Annotated in this window: 15 protein-coding genes and 1 riboswitch; of the genes, 10 read left to right on the forward strand and 5 right to left on the reverse strand. The window is 35.6% G+C overall.

What is annotated here, in order from left to right:
* Positions 1 to 156 precede the first annotated feature (156 nt).
* Positions 157 to 3,414: an efflux RND transporter permease subunit gene (locus AC4GZ8_RS11745; protein WP_491082034.1), complete on the forward strand. Its 3,258-nt coding sequence runs from the start codon at positions 157 to 159 to the stop codon at positions 3,412 to 3,414.
* Positions 3,415 to 3,446: 32 nt separating this feature from the next.
* Here the strand turns inward: AC4GZ8_RS11745 and AC4GZ8_RS11750 are convergent, their stop codons facing one another.
* Positions 3,447 to 5,264, reverse strand: coding sequence for a DNA ligase D (locus tag AC4GZ8_RS11750; protein WP_491082229.1), 1,818 nt, complete (start codon positions 5,262 to 5,264; stop codon positions 3,447 to 3,449).
* Positions 5,265 to 5,349: 85 nt separating this feature from the next.
* On the opposite strand from AC4GZ8_RS11750, the gene AC4GZ8_RS11755 reads away from it, so the two are divergent.
* Positions 5,350 to 5,883: a D-glycero-alpha-D-manno-heptose-1,7-bisphosphate 7-phosphatase gene (locus AC4GZ8_RS11755; RefSeq protein ID WP_491082035.1), complete on the forward strand. Its 534-nt coding sequence runs from the start codon at positions 5,350 to 5,352 to the stop codon at positions 5,881 to 5,883.
* Between the two features lie 205 nt (positions 5,884 to 6,088).
* A complete protein-coding gene (gene pulA / locus AC4GZ8_RS11760) occupies positions 6,089 to 11,767 on the forward strand; it encodes a type I pullulanase (RefSeq protein WP_491082036.1) in 5,679 nt (1,892 codons plus the stop codon).
* 147 nt (positions 11,768 to 11,914) lie between these two features.
* Here pulA and ku read toward each other — a convergent pair whose 3' ends face one another.
* Together ku and AC4GZ8_RS11770 are read right to left on the reverse strand one after the other, a co-directional pair.
* Positions 11,915 to 12,808: a non-homologous end joining protein Ku gene (gene ku / locus AC4GZ8_RS11765; protein WP_491082037.1), complete on the reverse strand. Its 894-nt coding sequence runs from the start codon at positions 12,806 to 12,808 to the stop codon at positions 11,915 to 11,917.
* Between the two features lie 89 nt (positions 12,809 to 12,897).
* Positions 12,898 to 13,677 carry an undecaprenyl-diphosphate phosphatase gene (locus AC4GZ8_RS11770; protein ID WP_491082038.1) on the reverse strand — a complete coding sequence of 260 codons (780 nt, stop codon included), beginning with the start codon at positions 13,675 to 13,677 and terminating at the stop codon, positions 12,898 to 12,900.
* Between the two features lie 154 nt (positions 13,678 to 13,831).
* A riboswitch (yybP-ykoY riboswitch) is annotated at positions 13,832 to 13,995 on the forward strand.
* Between the two features lie 47 nt (positions 13,996 to 14,042).
* On the opposite strand from AC4GZ8_RS11770, the gene AC4GZ8_RS11775 reads away from it, so the two are divergent.
* From AC4GZ8_RS11775 to AC4GZ8_RS11785, 3 genes are all read left to right on the forward strand, one after another.
* The gene (locus AC4GZ8_RS11775) at positions 14,043 to 14,840 is read left to right on the forward strand and encodes a TerC family protein (RefSeq protein ID WP_491082039.1); all 798 of its coding nucleotides are present in this window, start codon (positions 14,043 to 14,045) and stop codon (positions 14,838 to 14,840) included.
* A gap of 508 nt (positions 14,841 to 15,348) precedes the next feature.
* Positions 15,349 to 16,095 carry an RNA polymerase sigma factor SigI gene (sigI, locus tag AC4GZ8_RS11780; protein WP_491082230.1) on the forward strand — a complete coding sequence of 249 codons (747 nt, stop codon included), beginning with the start codon at positions 15,349 to 15,351 and terminating at the stop codon, positions 16,093 to 16,095.
* The gene (locus tag AC4GZ8_RS11785; protein WP_491082040.1) at positions 16,092 to 17,327 is read left to right on the forward strand and encodes an anti-sigma factor domain-containing protein; all 1,236 of its coding nucleotides are present in this window, start codon (positions 16,092 to 16,094) and stop codon (positions 17,325 to 17,327) included. Before sigI ends, AC4GZ8_RS11785 begins: the two co-directional genes overlap by 4 nt.
* 63 nt (positions 17,328 to 17,390) lie before the next feature.
* On the opposite strand, the gene AC4GZ8_RS11790 is transcribed toward AC4GZ8_RS11785, so the two are convergent.
* Entirely contained in the window at positions 17,391 to 17,591 is a 201-nt protein-coding gene (locus AC4GZ8_RS11790; protein WP_491082041.1) for an alpha/beta-type small acid-soluble spore protein, read from the reverse strand.
* A 132-nt stretch (positions 17,592 to 17,723) separates the two neighbouring features.
* On the reverse strand, positions 17,724 to 18,401 hold the full coding sequence (locus AC4GZ8_RS11795; RefSeq protein WP_491082042.1) for a DUF1836 domain-containing protein: 678 nt from the start codon (positions 18,399 to 18,401) through the stop codon (positions 17,724 to 17,726).
* 174 nt (positions 18,402 to 18,575) lie between these two features.
* On the opposite strand from AC4GZ8_RS11795, the gene htpX reads away from it, so the two are divergent.
* From htpX to AC4GZ8_RS11815, 4 genes are all read left to right on the forward strand, one after another.
* On the forward strand, positions 18,576 to 19,454 hold the full coding sequence (gene htpX, locus AC4GZ8_RS11800) for a protease HtpX (RefSeq protein ID WP_491082043.1): 879 nt from the start codon (positions 18,576 to 18,578) through the stop codon (positions 19,452 to 19,454).
* Positions 19,455 to 19,660: 206 nt separating this feature from the next.
* Positions 19,661 to 21,007, forward strand: coding sequence for a TrkH family potassium uptake protein (locus AC4GZ8_RS11805; RefSeq protein WP_491082044.1), 1,347 nt, complete (start codon positions 19,661 to 19,663; stop codon positions 21,005 to 21,007).
* A gap of 161 nt (positions 21,008 to 21,168) precedes the next feature.
* A complete protein-coding gene (locus AC4GZ8_RS11810) occupies positions 21,169 to 21,342 on the forward strand; it encodes a DUF3934 family protein (protein WP_491082045.1) in 174 nt (57 codons plus the stop codon).
* A 306-nt stretch (positions 21,343 to 21,648) separates the two neighbouring features.
* On the forward strand, positions 21,649 to 23,667 hold the full coding sequence (locus AC4GZ8_RS11815) for a penicillin-binding transpeptidase domain-containing protein (protein WP_491082046.1): 2,019 nt from the start codon (positions 21,649 to 21,651) through the stop codon (positions 23,665 to 23,667).
* The last annotated feature ends 16 nt before the right edge of the window (positions 23,668 to 23,683 follow it).

Below are 23,683 nucleotides of genomic sequence, written 5' to 3' on the forward strand. Positions count from 1 at the left end.
ATTGGTCACTCTTTTTTTCACTGGAAGGAAGGGAGGAATGGAATGTCAAAAACATGTTAAAACTTGAAATCATTACCTATTACCTTTATCCTTGTGGTGAGTTGCGGTAAAGCCATTAGGGGTATACATATAGTGAAAGATGTGAGGGAATACAGAATGAAAATCAGTCATTTTTCGATTAGAAGACCGGTGTTTACTCTTGTGACAATGATTCTAGTGTTAATACTAGGGGCTGTTTCAGTTATAAACATTCCGTTAAAGCTGATACCCGAAATTAACCCACCTATTGGAGTAGTTGTCACTAATTATGATGGGGCAGGTCCAAGTGAAGTTGTAGAAAAAGTCTCTAAACCTTTAGAAGAAGCTCTTTCAACTGTTCAAGGATTAGATACAATTACTTCGACATCACAGGAAAATGCAAGCTTAGTCATTATGCAATTTTCTTGGACAACCCATATTGATGATATTCAAGATGAGATTCGAACAATAATGGAAGATGTACCTCTTCCAGATGACGCTGGTGATCCACGTTTTTTAACGTTTGATCCATCACAATTTCCAATCGTACAGCTATCATTAACATCAACAGATAAAGAAGAACAGCTTCAAAGTTTGGCAGAGGAATTAGAACAAGAATTAACTAAAACGGAAGGTGTAGCAAGTGTTAATCTATCAGGCTTACAAACAGATGAGGTAAGTGTGGAGATTGATCAACAAAAACTCGAGCAATTTTCACTTAGTCAATCAGAAATTGTTGATACAATCAGAGCTAATTCAGTCACATTGCCTGGCGACCCAGTGATGACTGATGGAAAGCAATTAACGACTAGAGTAATAAGTTCTATTGATTCAATTGATGTGTTAAAAAGTCTTGTCTTGAAGAAAGACCTAGTGAATGGTGAAAATATTACAATTGGAGATGTTGCAATTGTTGCTATTACACAAAAAGACTCAAATACAATAACACGTGCAAATAAAGATTCATCCTTGTTAGTAAGTGTTTTGCAACAATCTGATGCTAACACTGCTGCAGTATCAGATGCTTTTCAAGAAAAGCTATCTACCATCCTTTCAGAGGAGAAATATGAATCCGTTGATGCTGAAATCATCTTTGACCAAGGTGAATATATTGACCAAGCGATAGGGAATATGGTTAACACCCTTTTAATCGGTGGAGTTTTCGCGATGTTGATTCTCTTTTTGTTCTTAAGAAGTGTCAAAAGTCCTCTTATTATTGGGATAGCAATTCCATATTCTGTAATTGTAACCTTTGTACTAATGTATTTTTCAAACTTCACACTAAACATTATGACACTAGGTGGATTAGCCTTAGGAATCGGCATGCTTGTCGACAATGCCATCGTTGTCATTGAAAATATATATCGTCATCTATCGATGGGGAAAAAACCTAAAGAAGCTGCTTATCAAGGCGCAAAAGAAATGGGACCAGCGATCATTGCTTCCACATTAACAACTGTGGCTGTGTTTATTCCAGTCGTCTTTATTTCAGGAATTATTGGTGATCTTTTCACTGAGTTTGCCTTAACGATTGCTTTTAGTTTGTTTGCTTCCTTATTTGTTGCGCTAACAATTGTCCCGATGCTAGCAAGTCAACTATTAAAAAGTCCTAATAGGAATTTAGAAAAAGTAAGAAGAGAGTCTGCTTTCATGCTCTCTTTAGACAATACAATTAAATGGGCACTGCGTAATCGTGCAGTGGTTTTAGGATTAACATTGGTTATCTTTGCAGGAAGTTTATATGGGGTTACCAGAGTCGGGGCAGTATTTTTACCAAATACAGATGAAGGCTTTTTTACAATAGACGTTAATCTAGAAAATGGAACTGCATTATCAGAAACAAGTAAAGTCATTGATGCAATGGAAGAGGAGCTTGAAAAAGAAGAGAATGTCGATTTATTTGTAAGTTTAATTGGTTCTACTCAAGAAGAATCTTTTAGAGGAACAGGGAGTACAAATATTGCTGAAATTTATGTGAAATTAAAAGGTCTTGAAGATCGAAATGTGTCTACCTTTGATTTGATCGATAGTCTTCAAAAACCATTGGAGAAAGTAGCTAAGGCTCAAAATAATACCACTGAGCTCTCATTTAATACTCAATCTTCAACAGGTTCAACACCAAACACTTTAACATTTCATGTGAAAAATACGGATGAAACACGTTTACAAGAATCTGTTGCAAAAATCGACCGAGCTCTAGTTGAAATAAACGATGTTGAAGAGATGTCAAATGACCTTACAGAAACCGTCGAAGAGGTTCAGATAACTGTAGATCGAGAAAAAGCCCTCGAAAATGGCCTAACACCTGCTCAAATAGGTATGGTTGTGAATGATGTAACAAGAGGTATAGACGCCGTTCAGATGACAAATGAACGTGATAATAAGATTTATATGGTTAATGTTCGGTATGACGAAACTGTTCGTGAAAATGTTGATGATCTCAAAAAATTATTGTTAAAAAAACCAGATAATAGCTTTGTTGAGCTAGGGGAACTCACAACGATCCAAGTGGGAGAAGGGCCTGTATCGATACAAAGAATTGATAAACAGCCCGCTGTACAATACACATTAAGATATAGTAACTCAACAAATTTAGGGGACATTTCTGAATTAGTCGATAAAGAAATTGAAGAGCTAGATTTACCTGATGAAACAGAAATTAGCTTCAGTGGTGATCGAGAGCTTCTTGAGTCTACATTGGATGATATGCTGCTTGCGTTTATATTGGCGATTATCTTTATTTACATCGTGATGGCTGCACAATTTGAATCATTTAAATATCCATTTGTCATCATGTTTACTGTACCTTTAATGTTAATTGGAGTAGCCGTGGCTCTTGTTATGACAAACTCTCCAATTAGTTTAACCGTTGTGATTGGCCTTATTGTGTTAGCTGGTATTGTTGTTAACAACGCGATCGTCATCGTTGACTTTATTAACCAGAAAAAAGAACAAGGCTTTAAAACATATGATGCGTTAGTTGAATCAGTAAAAGTAAGGTTACGGCCAATTTTAATGACAGCACTCACTACCATATTAGGATTGGTGCCATTAGCACTCGGTTTAGGGGAAGGAACCGAAATCAATCGTCCAATGGGAATAACTGTAATTGGCGGATTAATTTCAAGCACATTCCTAACGTTGTTCATTATCCCGATTATCTATAGCTTATTTGATCGGGAAACGAGAAGAATGAACAAAAAATATGTCACTCCAGAAGGTCAACTAATTCCAGCCTATTTAATTGAAGATCGTATTAATCGTGAATATTCTGAGGAAAAGGAAAAATTAGAAACAAGGCAAGAAAAGTTACCGGAACCTTCTAAATACGACAGGGATGATATGGTTAACATGCTTGAGCAAATGATTGAAATTGTTAAGGAGAAAAAGAAGTGAGGAAAATGGACTGTCCATTTTCCCTGGAAGTTTCACTTTATTTGATCAATTAATGTACGTAGGTTGTCATCTTGAGGTGATTCAAAATAATCCTGAAAAGGACAACCAATTGTTTTTGATCGATGCAGGACAGCATCAATTGTAAATTGTTCGACTGATAAACCTTCACTGATCTCTTCCCAGAAAAGAGGTGCAGCTATGAACGCTCCTTCCCTTTTTCCTCGAAGAGAGTAGGGGGCAATAATCGTTTTGCCTTCTGCATGTTGAATATAGTCAATATAGAGACGATTACCACGATTTTTCTTCATTCGTTCAATCGTAAAATCGTCTGGAAAACTTGTCACAAGGAAATTCGCAATAAACTCTGTAAACACACGAGTCTCCTTATAAGTTAATGAATTTTTTGCCAAAGGGATATGAATTTGCAGTCCCTTATTTCCTGATAACTTTGGAAACGTCTTTAATTGAAATTGATCAAATACCTTCTTCATTTCTAATGCAGCTTTAATGGCAAGAGAGAAAAACTCTCTAGATGGTGGGTCAAGATCAAAAACAATCTCTGTAGGGTGCGGTGTATCAATGGTTTGAAAGGGAATATGGTATTCCAAGGCAAGTTGGTTCCCAAGCCAAATAAGGGTTGATAGATCTTGACAGATAATATAATCAATATCCTCATGATTTTTTGTCATAATAAATGAAGGTGCATAATCCGGACAGTTTTTTTGATAGAATGGTTCGCCAAACATTCCATGAGGAAATCGAATAACAGTTAACAGACGATTTTCTAAAAAAGGAAGCATAAGTGGTGATATTTGATAAAGGTAGCTTATAAACTTCTCTTTTTTTAAGTCAATTGTTTCCCATAATGGTTTATCAGGATGTGTGATTGTTATCTCTTCATCAATCGGAGCAGTTTTAATTAACAGCATATCCCATGTGCATTCTTCAACATGTACATCAAATCGAAATGTCGAAAAGGAAGGCTCACGTAATTGGTTTTTATATATAGATAAAAATTGAATTTCTACTACAATAGCAGGCTCGATTTCAATAAAAGATGCTGTTTCAGCTTTTTTATTATCTCGTACAATTGTAAGAAGTGCTTCACGTTCATTACTTGAAATGCCGTGTGAGAAGTTCCCTACCTGTACAATTTGTTCATCTTGAAAAACTCCAACATGAAAATATCCATTCTCTTTGTCGTAACCAGTAATAAAAAAATGAGCATATTTGTAGTTTTTAATTTTTAACCATTGTTTTGTACGTACTCCACTTTCCCATTTGCTTTTTAAATGTTTGGCAATGAGTCCTTCCCCGTCTTCAAGGCGCATTTCTCTCCATAAACTGGAATGATGAGTAGTAAATGGTACGTACTGTACAAGATTGGATGAAACAGGATTTACATTCTGCTCCAATCCTAAAGCTTGAAAAAGCATTTTGAGCTCTGCTTTTCTAACTTTAAATGTCTCTTGAAGCAGACTTTTTCCGCTTACCTTTAGAAGATCAAAAGCTAGAAAACGACAAGGATGTTTTTCCGCTACTTTCTCAATTTTATCCTGATTTTTTAATCTTCCTCTAATTTGAAGTTGTTCAAAGTCTGCGAAATAAGTTGAGGTGAGATAGACAATTTCGCCATCCAAAGTAAGAGGCAAGAAAGGCTTTAAACTTTCATACATTTCTTCTATATTTGCAATGATTTCTGGAAATTGTTTATTTAGTGATTTCTCGTTTCGGCTCATTAAATCAATTGAAGATTCAGAAATGATTAAGATCGCTCGAAATCCATCGTACTTTGTTTCATAAACCCAATCAGAGCCCGCAGGTATATCAGTATGTAATGTGGGAAGCATAGGTTTCAATAAGCATCACCCTTCAATCTTGATATTCAATATTATGAACCGTTAAAAGATAATTCATGAAAGGAGAAATGATAAGTTGAAAAAAGCTGTATTTTTGGATCGAGACGGTGTTATAAATGAGGTATTAACTAAGCGAGTAAAATTTGTCAACAAGCCTGAACAAATGTATTTATTAGAAAGGGTTGGTGAAGGGATTAAGCTGTTGAACGAGGCAGATTATCTTGTGTTTGTTGTCACAAACCAGGGTGGTGTTGGGTTAGGATACATGAAAGAAGACATGCTTAAAAAGGTTCATGAAAAAATGAAGAAAGAGATTGCAAAAAGTGGAGGGAGGATTGATGACATAATCTATTGTCCGCATAAACCTAATGCAGGCTGTGCATGCCGAAAACCGGAGCCAGAAATGCTTCATACGTTAGCGTTAAAGTATAAAGTGGATGTAAAGAAAAGCTTTATGGTAGGGGACCGAGATGTCGATATTTTGGCTGGAAAGCAGGCAGGAACAAAAACAATATTAATTGGTGATGAAATAGGGTTAGCTGATTATCAATTTCCGACATTATATGATGCAGCTAAATGGATTACAGCACAACATGAGCAATCAGTGTAAATTTGATTGCTCAGAAAAGGTAAAGAAGTATAAAAACTGATCCATATTTCGTATTGCAACACGATTTTGAAGGTGCTATTCTAATAAAGAGGTTGAAAGCGGTTGCAAAAAGGGCTTAAGTATTTAAACTTTGAAGTCTTTCTTTTTTACTTTTTGTGCAATCGTTTTCGCTAAACTAATTCTTTTTAAGGGGAGGGAACATAATTTGAAAAGGTCAAACATGAGAGTGCTATCGTTATTTGTCATTTTTTCGTTTTTTTTACAACTGTTTTTAGGTTTTGTCCCAAATGAATACGTTAGCGCAGAAGTAACAAGTCCAGTGATTCATGATGATGGTTCAGTTACTTTTAATTATGTGAGTAAAGGGGAAAACGCAGTATATTTGATTGGCAGTTTTAACAATTGGGATTTAACAACAGCTGTTGAAATGACATTGAATGATGGGGTATTTACAGCTACTCTACCTAATCTTGAACAAGGAAATTATCAGTATAAGTATATTTTTAATAACCGAAACTGGAATGAAAATAGCACTGATCCACTTAATCCGAATACAGCAGATGGAAATTCAATTTTTACAATTGAGTCATCTGAACCAGTCCAGGTTCAATCAGCTTTAATGGATTCTTTAAGTGAGATTTTAGTGACAACAAATAAGGCGATTGGAGAGCAAGAATTTGTCGTTACAGATATAGCTGCTAATGAAATGATAGAAACAACAACGACAAAAATTAGTGATAAAAAGGCTAAACTATCAATTGCTGATGGTGAAAATATCGACGTTCGAAACGTGTACCAAGTCTCTTTAGGTCAGACAGAAGGAAAAAAGGTAACGATGAGAAATGTCCTTAACGATGACAGCTTCTATTACAATGGTGATGATTTAGGTTACATCTATTCTTCTAACAAAACGACCTTTAAGCTCTGGGCTCCTACAGCAACAAAGGTAAGTCTAGCAATCTATGATGAAGCAGGTCTATACGAAGGTCCCTTTGTTACTGACCACACCGGTGGTAATGAAACAGTAATGACTAGAGCAAGTAATGGTGTTTGGTCTATTTCTATTAACCAAGATCTAAAGAATAAATACTATATGTACAAGCTTGAGTTTGCGGATGGAACATCCCATTATGCTGTAGATCCTTATGCTCGTTCCACTTCTGCTAATGGTCAAAGGGCGGCTATCATTGACTTAAATAGTACAGATCCTGCAGGGTTTGACCCTTCGGATAAGCCGGCTATTGTATCTCCTGCAGATGCTATTATTTATGAGTTACATGTAAGGGATTTCTCTATTGATGAAAAGTCTGGAATGCACCATAAAGGAAAGTACTTAGCCTTTACGGAAACAGGAACAACTGGACTGGGCGGTGTGAAAACGGGTATTGATTCATTAAAAGAACTAGGTGTAAATTATGTTCACTTACTACCAACTTATGATTTTGGTTCAGTTAATGAACTGACAGTAGATGATCCAAACTCTACTGATGCAAAATTCAACTGGGGTTATGATCCGATTCATTTTAACGTTCCAGAGGGTTCCTATTCTACCGATCCTAGTGATCCTACTAGCAGAATCAAGGAATACAAGCAAATGGTTCAATCATTGCATGATAACGGAATTCGTGTGATTGCTGACGTTGTATATAATCACACATATATGAATGAATCAACACAACTAAAAGGTAGCTCTCCATTTGATTTAATTGTTCCTGGTTATTATTATCGTACAGATGATGCCGGTAACATTACAAATGGTTCAGGAACAGGAAATGAAGTAGCATCTGAACGCCCGATGGTTCGAAAATACATTAAAGACTCTGTCCATTATTGGGCAACAGAGTTTGGTATTGATGGCTTTCGCTTTGATTTAATGGGCTTGATTGATCAAAAAACAATGCAAGAATTAACAAAAGAATTGAAAAATAAAGTTGATCCGAATATGTTAATCTATGGTGAACCTTGGACAGGAGGCTCGACAAGATTACCTTCATCAATGCAACATGTGAAAGGATCACAAAAAGACCAAGGATATTCTGTGTTTAACGATAATATTCGCGGGGCCATTAAAGGAGACAGTGATGGAGCTGGAACTGGCTTTGCAACAGGTTCTTCCGGTAAAGAAGCTGATATCGTAGCTGGTGTGAAAGGGGCAATTGACCAGTTTACAAGTAAACCACAAGAAAGTATTACGTATGTTACAGCACATGATAACTTAAATCTTTGGGATAAATTAATGAGAGTAGCAGGTACAGATGGTGATCATGATTCTGAACACTATGACCCCCATGCTGTCATCACCGAAGAAAATGTATTAAACAATGAATGGGTAAAACGCAGTCTACTGGCGAATGGCATCGTCTTAACATCTCAAGGGATTCCTTTCTTACATGCAGGGGAAGAAATCCTAAGAAGCAAGTATGGAGTTCACAACAGTTACAAGAGTCCAGATACGATTAACAAAATTCGTTGGGAATTAAAAGATGAATATCAATCAGTCTTTACTTACTACAAAGGCTTAATTGAATTACGTAAACAACATGCTGCTTTTAAAATGGACTCAAAAGAAGAGATTGAAAAACATCTCCAGGTATTAAAGCAGAATGAAAATGTTGTGGTCTACCAATTAAAAGATAATGCAAACAATGATTCTTGGAAAAATATTGTTGTAATCTATAACGCAAATAAATCAGCAAAGGAAGTAGTTCTTCCTACAAATGGAAATTGGAATGTTGTTGTTGATCATAATTCAGCAGGAACAGAAATAATTCGTACCGTTAACGCTGATAAAGTTACTGTTGAAGGACTTTCGATGATGGTGCTTTATGATCAGTCAGAGGAAGAGTATACACCTGAACCAACTAGTATTGAGGTAAATCCAAATTCATTTGCGATCAATCCAGGTGACACAAAAGGGATCACAGCCTATGTAAAGGATCAAAAAGGACGTGTTATGCTCGGAGAAGAGTTTACGTGGACATCATCTGATCATGAAGTGGCAACAGTTAGCAATGGGCGAGTTGTTGGTGTAGCTGAAGGAGTAGCAACAATTACCGTTAAAGCTGGTGACATTGAGGCATTGATTGATGTAACAGTAGAAACATTAGTTCCGGATACAATCACAATCGTTGGTCATGACTCTGTGTTTGAAACATATTCTACTCAGCTATCAGCCCATGTAAAAGATCAATTTAACCAAGATATGCTTCACGCGAAAGTATCATGGTCAACATCGGATAAATCAGTTGCAACCATTGATAATACTGGTAAGGTTACAGGAATCAAACCAGGTAATGTTGTACTTACTGCTACTTCAGGTGATTCAGAAGCAACCATAGATATGGCAGTAAAGAAAAATGTTAAACGTTATGTTCGCATTAAATATATTCGCCCAGATGGTGATTTCACAGGTGACTTCGGTGCTTGGAATCTTTGGGTATGGAATACCGGTGTGAAAAATGATCAAATCGATTTTGAGACAATTGAGGGTGATACAGCGATAGCGAATGTAGAAATCGCCCCTGAAACAGAATCAATCGGATTCTTAGTTAGAAAAGGAACTGATTGGAATACGGCTAAAATCTCTCCTGACAGTGATGATCACAATGTGCAAATTAATCGGGATGATATCATTACAAAAGTGACAGTTGTTACTGGTATTCCAGGACAAACAGTTGTACCTTCTGTCAAAGGACCTATTTTACAAGATGGAAATGTTTCATTCTTCTATAGAAATGAAAAGCTTTTCCAAAACGATGACATGCATACAATAGATGATGTAAAAGTAAAAATCGATGGTAAGGAATATTCAATGGAATATAGCGATAAAAATGAGTATTTTTCATATAAACTAGAAGGATTAGCAGAAGGAACGTATGAGTATTCATTCTTAGTAACAAAAGATGGTCAAACCGTGGAAGTAACAGATCCAAAAAATACGAAAAATGGAAAGTCAATCATTACGTATACTCGCCCGGATCTTACAATCGAAGCTGATGCTTCTCCTTCCGAAATCTCTTATGATGAACATACAATCCTATCGGTAAATGTAACATCTAAGGACAACGTAAACATTAGAGAAATATATGCGAATTTATCACCTTTAGGTGGCAAGGAAAAAGTTGAAATTGACCCAACTGTTGGAGCGATATCAGTTGGTGCAAGTCAATCTGTGACAGCAGGTGAAAAAGAGCTTGAGATCATCGTCATTGATGAATTTGGTAACACTCATAAGAAGACAGTAAATATTATTGTTAAACCTGAACAATCGGTTGGTGGAAAGCTAAATTTTGATTGGGATGAAGCAAGAATTTATTTTATGCTAACAGACCGTTTTAAAGATGGGGATCCATCAAATAACGGTGGGAAGGAATATGACCCTACTCACTCAGAAGCATATCATGGCGGTGATTTCCAAGGAATTATTGATCAACTAGATTATCTTGACGATCTGGGCATCAATACAATCTGGATCACACCAATTGTGGATAATATTGATTTCAACAAAGGCCTAGATTTTCAAACCGCTGGCAACATAGAGTCAAAACAATATGGCTACCATGGTTATTGGGCAAAAGATTTTACATCTTTAGATGAACATTTAGGTGATATCGAAACATTCCAAAAGCTAATTGAAAAAGCACATGATCGTGGAATTAAAATTATGCTAGATGTGGTTGTGAATCATGCTGGATATGGAATGGATGGAGATTTTTGGGAAACTTGGAAAGGTGATAGCGAAAATCTTCCTACAGTGGAAGAGTTAGTTCCATTTAAAGGAATGTTACGCACAGTTGATGAAGATCCAACTGTTAGAGGAGAGCTTGATAACTTACCAGACTTCAAAACGGAAGATCCAAAAGTCCGTCAAAAAATCATTGACTGGCAAACAGCTTGGCTTGAGAAGGCAAGAACAGATCGTGGAGACACAATCGATTACTTCCGAATTGATACGGTAAAACATGTAGAAGATGCAACATGGCAGGAGCTGAAAAACGATCTTACGGCCATAGATCCAAACTTCAAAATAATTGGGGAATATTGGGGAGCGAGCATAACAAATAATGGTGGCTATCTAGGGACAGGTCAAATGGACTCACTACTAGATTTTGAATTCAAGGAAAAAGCCAAATCCTTTGTGGAAGGAAATATCGATCAAGTTGAAACATACTTACAAGATCGAAACAATAAACTAACCAATACTGCAACACTAGGCCAATTTCTTAGCAGCCATGATCAAAATGGCTTTTTATCAGAATATGTCCAAGGTGATGTAGGAAAATTAAAAGTCGCATCAGCTCTGCAAATTACATCAAAAGGTCAGCCTGTTATTTACTATGGTGAAGAACTGGGTAGATCAGGAAAATCTGATTGGGAAAAAGATGCTAATGGCAATGTAATAGCATTTGGCCAAAACCGGGATGACATGCCATGGGAACTTTATGAAAATGAAGACCCTAAAGCAATAGAGCTTCACCGCCACTATGCAACACTGCTAAATATTCGTGAAGATTACTCAAAAGTATTTTCTAAAGGAACACGTGAAAAGATTGCAGGTGGAGATGCAGAAAAATATCTTGTTTTTGAACGAGAATATAAAGATGAAAGTGTCTTAGTTGGTCTTAATACTGCCAGTGAAGAAAAACAAATAACGTTCAAGGTTGACTATGCTGTCAATACAACTTTAACAGACCTATACAATAATAATGAATATGTTGTAAATAATAAGCAAGAAGTAACTATTAAACTTCCGTCAAAGGAGAATGGTGGAACAGCTGTTTTAACATTTGTATCCAAAAAAACGGGAAAAGATCGAGGGAAAAAGCCAGGTGATAAACCAGGAGCTAATAAGCCGAAAAATAAACCTGGAAACAAACATAAATGACAAACTTTCTTCAACAGCAACAACTTATTTATATCAAGTTGTAATTAGGAGCATAAATGCTGGTTTAAATAAAAAACTTGGTGATAGATAGCTATCACCAAGTTTTTTTCATAATCTATATGAAGTGAGAAAGCCATTCAAAACAAACTAAGCCTTCTTTCGAACAGTTTTTGTTTTCTTTTCAGTTGTCCCACCTGTCTTTGGGGATGGGGTGTCATCTCCAACAGCTTTAGCGGGCTTTGCTTTTGGTTTTGCCTTTGTTTGTGGTTTTTTCGTTTTTTCGATACTTGCTTGGAGGGCACTCATTAAATCAACAACATTTTGCCGCGGTGCAGTTTCAGTTGGTGTTTTGCCTTCATCTTGGTTCACTTTTCTCTCAATTAATTCTTGTAAGGCTAATCGATAATCGTCTTTGTACTTTTCAGGTTCAAACGTTGTTGTTAATTGATCAATAAGCATAATAGCAGTTTCTAGCTCCTTGTCACCAACCTCAACCTTTTCTGGAACACTAGGCACTTCTTTTACATTTCGGACTTCGTCTGGATAATGGACGGTTTCCATCACAATACAGTTTTGATAAACACGGACCATTGCAAGCTGCTGCTTGGAGCGGATCGTAATTTCAGCGATTCCAATTTTCCCTGATTTTGTTAGAGCTTCTCTAAGTAAACCGTATGCTTTTCCTCCATTTTCCCCAGGGCCTATAAAATAAGACCGATTAAAAAAGATGGGGTCAATATCCTCCATTTTTACAAAATCGATAATTTCAACTGTTTTATCTTCGTGCTCATCTTTTAATTCCTTGAGCTCTTCATCTGTTAGCACCACATATTTTCCCTTAACATATTCATAGCCTTTTACAACATCATCAGCTTTTACTTCTTCATCACAATTTGGACATTTTTTTTCGTATTGTATTGGGCTATGACATTTCTTATGAAGCGTTCTTAGTTTAATGTCTTTATCTTCCGTTGCCGCATAAAGTTTGATAGGTATGTTTACTAACCCGAAACTAATGGAGCCTTTCCACATTGTATGCATCATAATCCCCTGCCTTATGTTGTAAGTTTCCTGCTTTTATTTTCAGCTTTAGGCAAGAATTTCATAAGTAGAAATAGCTGCCAATTGAATTAGAAAATCGATAATTGCTGAAGGATAATAATGATAATCCCAAGAATCCATACATAAACAGCAAAGATTTTTAATGATCTATATTTAACAAAAGTGATCATAAATTTCACAGCAATATAACCGAAAAGGGCGGATGATAAAGTAGCAATAAACATTGATAGAAGGCTAATTTGTGGTACTGTACCTGCTACCATATCCTTTAATTGAAAAATAACTCCTCCACAAATAGCTGGTATAGACAATAAAAATGAAAAATAAGCAGCTGCTTCTTTGTCCATTTTTCTTAGAAGTGCACCGACGATCGTCATACCGGATCTAGAGATAGCTGGAAAAATGGCCAGTGCTTGAAAGCTTCCAATAAAAAAAGAATCAAATAACGAAATGTTGTCTACTTTTTTTGCTCCATTTTTAATCGAATCAGCAAACCATAAAAAGAACCCGGTAATTAAGAATTCCCAACCAATCGAAATTCCTGACTTTGAGAGACTGTCAAAATAATCACTAAACAACACACCTGCTATAACAGCAGGAATCGTTCCAACAACTAAAAGTGCTGATATCCGACTAAAGGGGTTTTTTACTAATTTCATCAAAATATCTTTATAATAGACAACTAATGCTATAAGAGTACCTAGGTGAAGCATAGTATCTAAAAATAAGCCAGCTTCTTCCAATCCGAAAAAATGTCGACCTAAGTATAGATGTCCAGTGCTGCTTATTGGAATAAATTCCGTTAAACCTTGTATAATTCCTAAAATGACTGCCTGTACCCAATCCATGTTCATCCCCCTCAAAAACAATGCTTGTCTTTATTCATGAATATGAAGAATAGATCTGCTTATAGAACAATTTATTAAACGAATTTAATAAGAAACGAAGAAAAATATTTGACAATTAAACAGAGAAGCACGTATGATAAAAGTAACTTCATATTCTTCTTTCAAAGGGGAGTAGCGTTCAGGGAAACCTGAAAACAAAGTCGTCATTTCATGGATCTCTTCCATCGGCTTTGTTGGCATGATCGGAACGGTTAAACATGCTTAGCAAGACCTTTGCCTTTATTGGCAAGGGTCTTTTTTTGTTGTCCTATTGCAAATAAAGGGTATAAGAAGAAAATACTACTTAGGCATAGGAGGAGAAAAAAATGGATGTGGCATTACTATTGGAATACGGTTGGGTATTATTAGTTTTAGTAGCATTAGAAGGGATTTTAGCAGCAGATAATGCATTAGTTATGGCTGTCATGGTTAAGCATTTACCTGAGGATCAAAGAAAGAAGGCATTATTTTATGGGCTTGCAGGTGCCTTTGTATTACGATTTGGTGCATTGTTCCTCATTTCATTCCTTGTCAATGTTTGGCAAGTTCAGGCAATAGGGGCAATTTATCTACTCTATATTTCGATCAACCATATCGTGAGAAAATTTGTGGTAAAGAAAAGCGAGCAGCATAAGGTCGTGAAAAAGGAATCAGGCTTTTGGGGCACAGTCCTTAAGGTGGAGCTTGCAGACTTAGCGTTTGCAGTTGACTCAATTTTGGCTGCAGTAGCACTTGCAGTTACTTTACCTGCAACAACTTTACCTGTAATAGGCGGTCTTGACGGAGGACAATTCCTAGTTATATTAGCCGGTGGTATTATCGGAATTGTGATCATGAGATTTGCAGCAACGTACTTTGTAAAACTTTTAAAGAAAAAACCAAATCTAGAAACTGCTGCTTTTTTAATTGTAGGCTGGGTAGGTGTAAAGCTTGCTTTATACACACTTGCACACCCGCAAATCGACGTCATCTCAAAACATTTTATTGAATCTGCCACTTGGAAAATCATTTTCTGGATTATCCTTGCTGCAATTGCTGTTGGAGGATGGTTCTTATCAAAGGATATAAATAATGAAAAGATAATTGATGAAGAGACAATAAATAAAGCAAGCAATGATTTTTAAGTTAGCAAAAGAGTAAGGAATCCGATAGTAGGTCGGATTCTTTTTTTTGAATTTTAAGGGATTAAAAGCAGCATCAATATAGAAAGGACAATAAATATATCAAATGTGTAACATTTTATAGGTCTAAATTCACATTCAGCATATTTTTTTGTGAAATATGATTTTAACACCCTTAAGTTAAATTATCGTGACGTAACTATTTAATGAACGGAAGAAAAGGTGAGGGAGGTAAAGCGATAAAGCTGAAATTGATTAATGTTTTTCAGGTCTTTCCGTGTCCATTCAACATGTTGTGTGAGTTTGTGTGGTGTTCTAAATGAAAAAGTCTTTGCTTTTTTGTATGATCGATCGGTTTAAAATCAATAGGTCTAAAGTACTCTATTTTGTAATAATTGACTTCCTTTTGTAGAATTCAGAAAAATAGTTTCATATTTCTTCCTTTGCGATCCCCTATTAAATTAGCTATTATTAACAAAGTAATAAAGGGGAAACAGAGGTGAACATCCCAATGCTTAGCCTTTTGTTTAGACTAGGTAAAAAGAAACGAACATTAGAAGAAACGGTTCTCCAAATACAAAAGGGAGATCAACATTTACAGAATGAATTAATTGAACAATATAAACCATTTGTAGCTAAAACAGTTTCATCTGTTTGTAAACGATACATTAGTGAAAATGATGATGAATTTAGCATTGGTCTAATTGCGTTTAATGATGCTATTGAAAAATATTCAACTGATAAAGGGAGCTCATTACTAGCTTTTGCAGAACTTGTCATTAAAAGAAAAGTTATTGACTATATACGTAAGGAAGCTCGTCATCCATATACGGTTCATCTTGAGTTACAAGAGCATGAAGAGGGAGAATTTTCCCAGAGCAAAATTGAATCGGACTTATCAATTGATGAATATACAAAAGAACTTGAACAAGAACATCGAAGAGAAGAAATTATTTATTTTCAGCACTGCTTAAAAGACTTTCAATTAACATTTGCTGAAATTGTTGACCAATCTCCAAAACACTTTGATGCCAGACAAAATGCGATATTAGTCGCTGCAGAATTGGTCAATGATGAGAAACTGCGAAATATTCTTTTCGCAAAAAAACAGCTGCCAGTGAAACAGCTTGAAGCGAAAGTATCAGTTAGTCGTAAAACCATAGAGAGAAATAGAAAATACATCATAGCTATGGCCATCATTCTTTCAGGAAATTTCGTCTATTTAAAAGATTATATAAAAGGGGTGCTAGATTCATGAAAAGAGGGGTCGTCGTAGAGCTCGATGATGACTTTGTTACACTGCTTACCCCAGATGGGCAATTTTTAAAGGCTTCAAATAATGAGGGTAATTATAAATTAGGTGAAGAAATTTCTTTTTTTCCTTTAGCGGATAAACGTGAAGAAGCTGCATCACGAACAAAAAGGGCAACCAATAAAACCTTTTTCGATCATTTTCGTACTCGTACAGCAAGGGTGGGAGCTTTATCAGCAGTAGCCATCATATTTTTTATGATTAGTTTTCTACCTTTTTTTAACAATGATAAAGTTTATGCATACATGTCAATTGACATAAACCCTAGTTTTGAAGTGAGTCTTGATGATGATTTAAAGGTGATTTCATTAGTACCGCTTAATGAAGAGGCGAACAGCATAATTAATAACCTTGGCGATTGGAAAAAAAAGCCGCTTAATGAAGTGGTACAAATAATTGTGAATGAATGTAAGTTAGATGGATACGTTTATCCTGGCAAAGAAATTGTCATCACTACGGTAATGAATGAAGCTGATAAGAATATTGAAGATGCGCTTCAAGAAGGTATAACTGAAATCAGTTCTACGATTGAAGAAGAGGAAATGGTCGTAAAAACGATTGAATCAGATTTAGAAACAAGAGATAAAGCACAAAAACAAGGGGTTTCGACCGGAAAATATATAGAACTTGTAGAACAAAAGAAACAGGAAGAAAGTAAACAGGCTCCTAACAAAGAGACAGAACTATTACCACCAACTGTTCAAGAAAAAAAACAAGGAACAAGTAGTACTCCGTTTAACTTCGAAAAAGAAAGCAATAAGCCCGATAAAATCGTTACTGAGACAGAAGGAATAACTCCGGAAACGAAGGGAAAATTGAATGAAGCTAAGGAAAAGCTAAAAGAGAATGCTTCAAAAAGCAATCAAGACTTTCAAAAAAAACAAAGCAAAAATCAAAACAAAGAGAATAATAATGGCCAAATTACTAAACAAAAGCAACAGGAACGTAAGGAAGGGCAAAAAAAAACGAATAATGATCTTGGAAATAACGTAAACAAAGATAACGGACACAAAGAAAATAAAGCTATAAAAAATAATGGCTCAAGCAAAGAAAATAAAACTATAAAAAATAATGGCTCACACAAAGAAAATAAAGCAATTAAAGAAGAGCGCAAAAACAATAACGAACAAAATCAAAGTGAACAAAACAACCATAATAAAAAGAATCGAGAAGATTAATAAGGGCTTAATCGAATGTCTATACAAAAGGCTGATCCATTTGATCAGCCTTTTTGCCATGTGTTATTCAGTTCTTTGTCCGTTTAACTGCGACTGTGCTTGTGCTACAAGGCGTTTTGTGATTTCTCCACCCACTGATCCATTCGCACGAGACACAGTATCTGAGCCTAAATGTACCCCAAATTCTTGAGCAATTTCATATTTAATTTGATCCAGAGCTTGTTCAATCCCTGGGACAAGTAATTTATTGCTGCTTCTAGCCATATTTTAAGCACTCCTTTTATTGTAATTGCTAATAGCATATAAAGATTTCCTTTATATCCTTACTGTTAAGGTTTCTTTAAGTATGGATATCTATACTGGAAATCTTTAGAGGAGCCTAGATAAATGAGATACCTATAGATCATTTATATATAGTTGAGCCCTCGTTTGGAGATGTGAAGCCAATACAGCTAAAACTGTTGTCACTAAGATCCTTCGAATTGTATGAAATTGGTCTTCTGTTAAGTTTGAAGAAATCCGGGGTGAAAATTTTATTTGGTTATCTATCTGTTCTTCAAGTGTTGAATCACTTTCTGAAAAAGTGTCCAAGCTTTCTAGAATAGACCCATATATTCCATAAAAAGTGATCGGACTCATTAAATCATCACTACGATCTGAAAGCGTATTAAAGACCTCTGTTAGTACATTGCGAATTTTTTCAAAGTCAAAAGTTGTTTTTAAATCTTTTACAATTAATAGCATAGCGGCTTGTTCTATTGAATATTTTTTACCAAGTTCAGGTTGTCCAATTAACTCTTTTATATCCCGTTTAATCCAATTTTGAATGGAGGTGGACTTTAAAGAGGTTAATTCACAAAGATTGGCTAAAGATACAATTTCATTTGTTGATAAACCATATTCAAGATGGCTTTTTCTTTTACTTGCCTTTATTATGAAACTGGGAATGTTCTTTTCATTAGATATCGATCTTTTTAAAGCTTCTTCAATAATATGTAATGGAGTTTGTTGTGACTCACCTTTTAAGGCATATAAAAGCTTTGTCATTTGTACTCTTGATAATTGGAAAGACATCATGACACCTCATTTCGAGAATCTAAAGTTTGCTTCGAATATCATTGTAAAGGATTTAACAAAATCGTGAACGATTTATTAAATGTAAATTTTCTTCCTTGCTTTTTATGAAAAATGTTTCTATAATTTTTATTATAATATAAGTTCATGTGAACTTGAAATATGGAGGTCTGTATGGCGAAAAGAATTTTTCTCTTTCTTTTATCAAATATTTTAGTTATCACCACTATTGGTATAGTTTTATCCCTATTAAATGTATCACCATATCAAACAGCAGGAGGTGGCCTGGATTTAGTTAGCCTCCTAATCTTTAGTGCAGTTGTTGGTTTTACAGGTTCATTTGTGTCATTAGCGATGTCACGCTGGATGGCCAAAATGATGATGGGGGTAAAAGTGTTAAATCCTGATAGCTCGCTTTCTCCAGCTGAAAGAGAGTTAGTCGATCGAGTTCATCGATTATCTAGAGCAGCTGGTCTTACAAAAATGCCTCAAGTAGGTATTTATCAATCTCCAGAGGTCAATGCGTTCGCTACAGGTCCTTCAAAGCGCCGCTCATTGGTGGCAGTTTCAACTGGACTCTTACATGAAATGGACGATGCTGCTGTTGAAGGGGTTGTTGCTCATGAAGTAGCACATATTGCAAACGGTGATATGGTGACAATGACGTTATTACAGGGAATCGTCAATACTTTTGTTGTATTCTTCGCACGTATTGCAGCTTGGCTTGTATCTCGCTTTGTAAGAGAGGATTTAGCTCCAATCGTTCATTTTGTTGCTGTGATCATATTCCAATTGGTCTTTTCAATTCTTGGAAGCTTAGTGGTGTTTGCCTTCTCAAGATATCGCGAATACCATGCGGACAGAGGGGGAGCAGATTTAGCTGGTAAGGATAAAATGATTCATGCACTCCGTTCCCTTAAACTGTATACACAGCGTGTAACAGATGACCAGGCATCGTTATCTACATTAAAAATTAACAGTAAAAAAGGAATGTCGTTATTTTCGACACACCCTGATTTAGATGATCGTATCAGCAGATTAGAAGCAAAATAAAGGTGAGAAGGATGGCTTAGTCGTCATCCTTTTTCCTTTTTATATCAACAGATATATTTGATACATAGAGATGGTAAGTTTTGAAACCATTACAAAAGAAATTTACCTTTTCAATTCATACAATATTCTTTATGATAGGAAACATGGGTGCATCAAGGTGCCTGTTTATACTGTAATTTGAACGATAGGATAGGAATGAATGAGATATGAGTAAAATAAAGCATCGATTACAATCGTTAACACCTGTGCAATTAATCGTTTCCTATTATTTTTTAGCTGTGACGGTATCTGTTTTATTGTTAAGTTTGCCAATGGCGCATAAGCCAGGCGTTGAATTTGCATTTATTGACCCACTTTTTACTGCGGTAAGTGCTGTTAGTGTAACGGGGTTGACCGTCATGTCTACAGCTGACACATTTAGTGTTCCCGGTATATTTATACTGGCATTTGTGTTGCAGTTTGGTGGAATCGGCATTATGACACTAGGGACATTTGTGTGGCTAATAATGGGGAAAAAAATTGGGTTAAAAGAAAGACAATTGATCATGACAGACCAAAATCAAGTTAACTTATCTGGGATTGTGAACTTAATTCGCCAAATCATTGTTCTTATCCTACTAATAGAATTTCTTGGTGGATTAGTACTGGGGACTTATTTTCTAAAATATTACTCCACTTGGCAAGAAGCATATTTACAAGGATTCTTCACATCAGTTAGTGCAACAACAAATGCCGGATTTGATATAACTGGACAGTCCATGGTTCTTTTTGCTCACGATTATTTTGTCCAATTTATCGTTATAATCTTAATTGTATTAGGTGCAATAGGTTTCCCGGTTTTAATTGAAGTGAAGGATTTTTTATTTAGTAAAAATAAAAGATATCGATTTACTTTGTTTTCAAAGTTAACAACCATTACATTTTTTGCCCTTATTTTCGTTGGAACGATTGCAATTGCATGCCTAGAATACTCTTATTTCTTTAAGGGAAAAGAGTGGCATGAAACCTTCTTTTATTCATTGTTTCAATCAACAGCTACTAGAAGTGCTGGTTTAGCAACAATGGATGTGAGCTTATTTACAGAGACGACGTTATTAATTTTGTGTGCGTTAATGTTTATTGGAGCTTCTCCAAGTTCAGTGGGAGGGGGAATAAGGACAACAACCTTTGCCTTAAATTTATTATTTCTTTTTCATTTTGCAAGAGGGAATAAATCAATCAAGATATTTAAGCGTGAACTTCATGTGGAAGATTTAAATAAATCTGTTGTTGTCACAATGATGGCCCTTCTAATCTGTTTTAGTGCAGTTGTGATTCTAACGAGAACAGAAACTTTCCCGTTTATCGCCATATTATTTGAAGTCTGCTCTGCTTTTGGTACGACAGGCTTATCAATGGGAATTACACCGGAGCTTAGTACAATCGGCAAGATCATTATCATGATCTTAATGTTTATCGGTCGTATTGGAATATTAACATTTCTCTATCTCTTAGGAACAAAGGAGAAAAAAGATAACTTTCATTATCCTAAGGAAAGAGTTATTATAGGGTAGATATAATTGAAAATACTAACTATAAGGCGAATTTTTTGAGGGATTCGCCCTTTCGTTTTTGGTTAATAAATGATAAGAGTCAGGCAGAAGTTAGCATAGTTTTTCCAGCTAAAGTGGATAAAACTAATTGATAATAGTAACGAAGATAATGGAGTGATTTAATGAGTAAAGCCAAGGGTAAAGGCGGAACAGGCAGAGGAACAGGAAAAAAAGGTTGGAATCGTTGGCAAGCTAGTGCTAACAAAGCAAAAAGTGCCAAACCATATAAAAGTAAAGGCGTTAAGAATCAAAATGGCACAAAGACAAGTAATAAAAGAGAAGCCGATGAAAATTAGTTGTTGATTTTGAATAGCTGCAAATTACATTTCAATGAATAAACCGGTGTAATATTTAAAAATGGTAAAACGTAGAGGCATTATAACTTCTGCGTTTTTTAGTTGTCTACAAAAATGATAATGAAACAACTTATGAATTTGTAAAATTTAATCTAACTATTTAAAATCAGGTCTACCAATATTTGGATGATTCTTTTTTGATTTCATTTTTAAGAGATTTGTTACGTTCTTTTCGAAAAAAAGTCAGTTGTTATGAATTGATGACAACGTAATCTTTGGTACAATATGTAAGAAGGAGGGAGCGCAATGAAAAAAGGTTTAGCGGCACTTGTCTTTTTCGGTTTGATGATGCTTTTAAGTGCGTGTACAGAAGCACCAACTGCTGCAGACCGGTTTTCTGAATACATAAAACTATGGAATGAACAAAAGTTTTCAGAAATGTACGATAAACTTTCGTCAAGTTCCAAGAAAACCATAACAAAAGACAAGTTTGTTAGTCGTTATGAGGGTATTTACGAAGGAGTGTCTGTAAAAGATCTAAAGATTGAGTTTGAGATGCCAGAAGAAGAAGAGATCGATAAAGAGGCAACAAAGGCCACTTATCCGTTTTCACTTTCAATGGAAACATTAGCAGGTCCAATCACTTTTGATCAGGATGTAGATATTGTCAAAGAAGAGACTGAAGATGGAGAAGATTGGTTTGTTCAATGGTCACCATCGATGATTTTTCCGGAATTAGAAGGGAATGAGGAGGTTAGAGTAAGAAGTATAGCACCTGAACGCGGCCAAATCTTTGATGAAAAAAATAATGGTCTTGCTGTAAATGGATTGGCATATGAAATTGGCATTGTACCAGGTAATCTTCCGGAAAATCGGGATGAGACGATTCAATCTATCGCTGAATTACTTTCATTAAAAGTGAAAGAGGTAGAAGATAAACTATCACAAAGTTGGGTCCAACCTGAATATTTCGTTCCAATTAAAAAGATTGATCCACAAAACCAGAAATTACTAGAGAAATTAATCGCGATTCCATCTGTCCAAAAAAAAGATGTCCCAGCAAGATTTTATCCTTATGGTGAAGCGGCTGCTCATTTAACGGGGTATATTGGGAGTATTACAGCTGAGCAGCTTGAAGAATTAAAAGATGAAGGGTATTCCAGTCAGTCACTTGTTGGTAAGGCTGGATTGGAACAAGTATTTGAATCACGTTTAAAAGGTGAGACAGGTTACACGATTTACATCGAAGGAACAGATAAGGTTATTGCTGAAAAACCGCCAGTAAACGGGGAGGATATTAAAGTAACAATTGATGGAAAGCTGCAAAAACAATTATACGATCAGTTAAAAGGTGAAGCAGGAACAGCGGTTGCAATGGATCCTTTAACTGGTGAAACATTAGCATTAGTAAGCAGTCCTTCTTATAACCCGAATGAATTTATCTATGGTTTATCATCCTCTGAATACACTGCATTATCAAAGGATCCACTTAAGCCGTTAATGGCTCGGTTTAATAAAACGTTTTCACCTGGGTCTTCATTAAAACCAATTATTGCATCTATAGGCTTAGAAGCAGGTGTATTAAATCCTGAAGAGGAGAAACAAATAAATGGAAAAACATGGAGGAAAAATAGCAGCTGGGGGAATTATTCCATTACAAGAGTGTCAGAGACTGACTCAAACGTAAATTTAAAAGATGCACTAATCTACTCAGATAATATATACTTTGCTCAATTAGCTCTGGATATAGGAGCAGAGGGAATGGTAAATGGATTGAAAAAGTTTGGATTTGAAGAAGAAATCGACTTTCCTTTTCCAATCTCAACCTCAACTATTTCAAATGAAAATCTTTCAAATGAACAGCTATTGGCTGATTCCGGTTATGGTCAGGGAGAGATTTTAATGAGTCCATTTCATTTAACTGCAGCATATACAACATTTGTGAACAACGGAAATATGGTAAAACCATATCTTGAAGTGAAGGATGAGGCAAATACAACTTTTTCGAAAGAAAAGATCATCTCAGAAGACAATACAAACATCATCCTTACAAACTTAGAAGAAGTTGTCAATGATCCAAACGGTACGGCTTATAAGCCGATAGTAGAAGGACTTCAATTAGCCGGAAAAACAGGAACAGCTGAACTGAAACAATCGAAAGATGATCAAACAGGCAAAGAAAATGGCTGGTTTGTAGGCGTAAATACAAACAATCCAAAACTTCTCGTTACAATGATGATCGAAGATGTAAAAGATAGAGGCGGAAGCCATTTCGTGGTTCCTAAGGTAAAAGAAGTATTTAAGCAATATCTCACAAATGAATAAAATCGTCATAAGATGA

Source organism: Metabacillus sp. RB-C-LZQ-3-1 (assembly GCF_058315175.1).

Coding starts and splice junctions, on each gene's coding strand:
- AC4GZ8_RS11790 (WP_491082041.1), bottom strand. CDS start 17,591: ATGGCTAGAAGCAGCAATAAATTACTTGTCCCAGGGATTGAACAAGCT.
- AC4GZ8_RS11750 (WP_491082229.1), bottom strand. CDS start 5,264: ATGCTTCCCACATTACATACTGATATACCTGCGGGCTCTGATTGGGTT.
- AC4GZ8_RS11745 (WP_491082034.1), top strand. CDS start 157: ATGAAAATCAGTCATTTTTCGATTAGAAGACCGGTGTTTACTCTTGTG.
- htpX (WP_491082043.1), top strand. CDS start 18,576: ATGGCGAAAAGAATTTTTCTCTTTCTTTTATCAAATATTTTAGTTATC.
- AC4GZ8_RS11810 (WP_491082045.1), top strand. CDS start 21,169: ATGAGTAAAGCCAAGGGTAAAGGCGGAACAGGCAGAGGAACAGGAAAA.
- AC4GZ8_RS11785 (WP_491082040.1), top strand. CDS start 16,092: ATGAAAAGAGGGGTCGTCGTAGAGCTCGATGATGACTTTGTTACACTG.
- ku (WP_491082037.1), bottom strand. CDS start 12,808: ATGCATACAATGTGGAAAGGCTCCATTAGTTTCGGGTTAGTAAACATA.
- AC4GZ8_RS11775 (WP_491082039.1), top strand. CDS start 14,043: ATGGATGTGGCATTACTATTGGAATACGGTTGGGTATTATTAGTTTTA.
- AC4GZ8_RS11795 (WP_491082042.1), bottom strand. CDS start 18,401: ATGTCTTTCCAATTATCAAGAGTACAAATGACAAAGCTTTTATATGCC.
- AC4GZ8_RS11805 (WP_491082044.1), top strand. CDS start 19,661: ATGAGTAAAATAAAGCATCGATTACAATCGTTAACACCTGTGCAATTA.
- sigI (WP_491082230.1), top strand. CDS start 15,349: ATGCTTAGCCTTTTGTTTAGACTAGGTAAAAAGAAACGAACATTAGAA.
- AC4GZ8_RS11815 (WP_491082046.1), top strand. CDS start 21,649: ATGAAAAAAGGTTTAGCGGCACTTGTCTTTTTCGGTTTGATGATGCTT.
- AC4GZ8_RS11770 (WP_491082038.1), bottom strand. CDS start 13,677: ATGGATTGGGTACAGGCAGTCATTTTAGGAATTATACAAGGTTTAACG.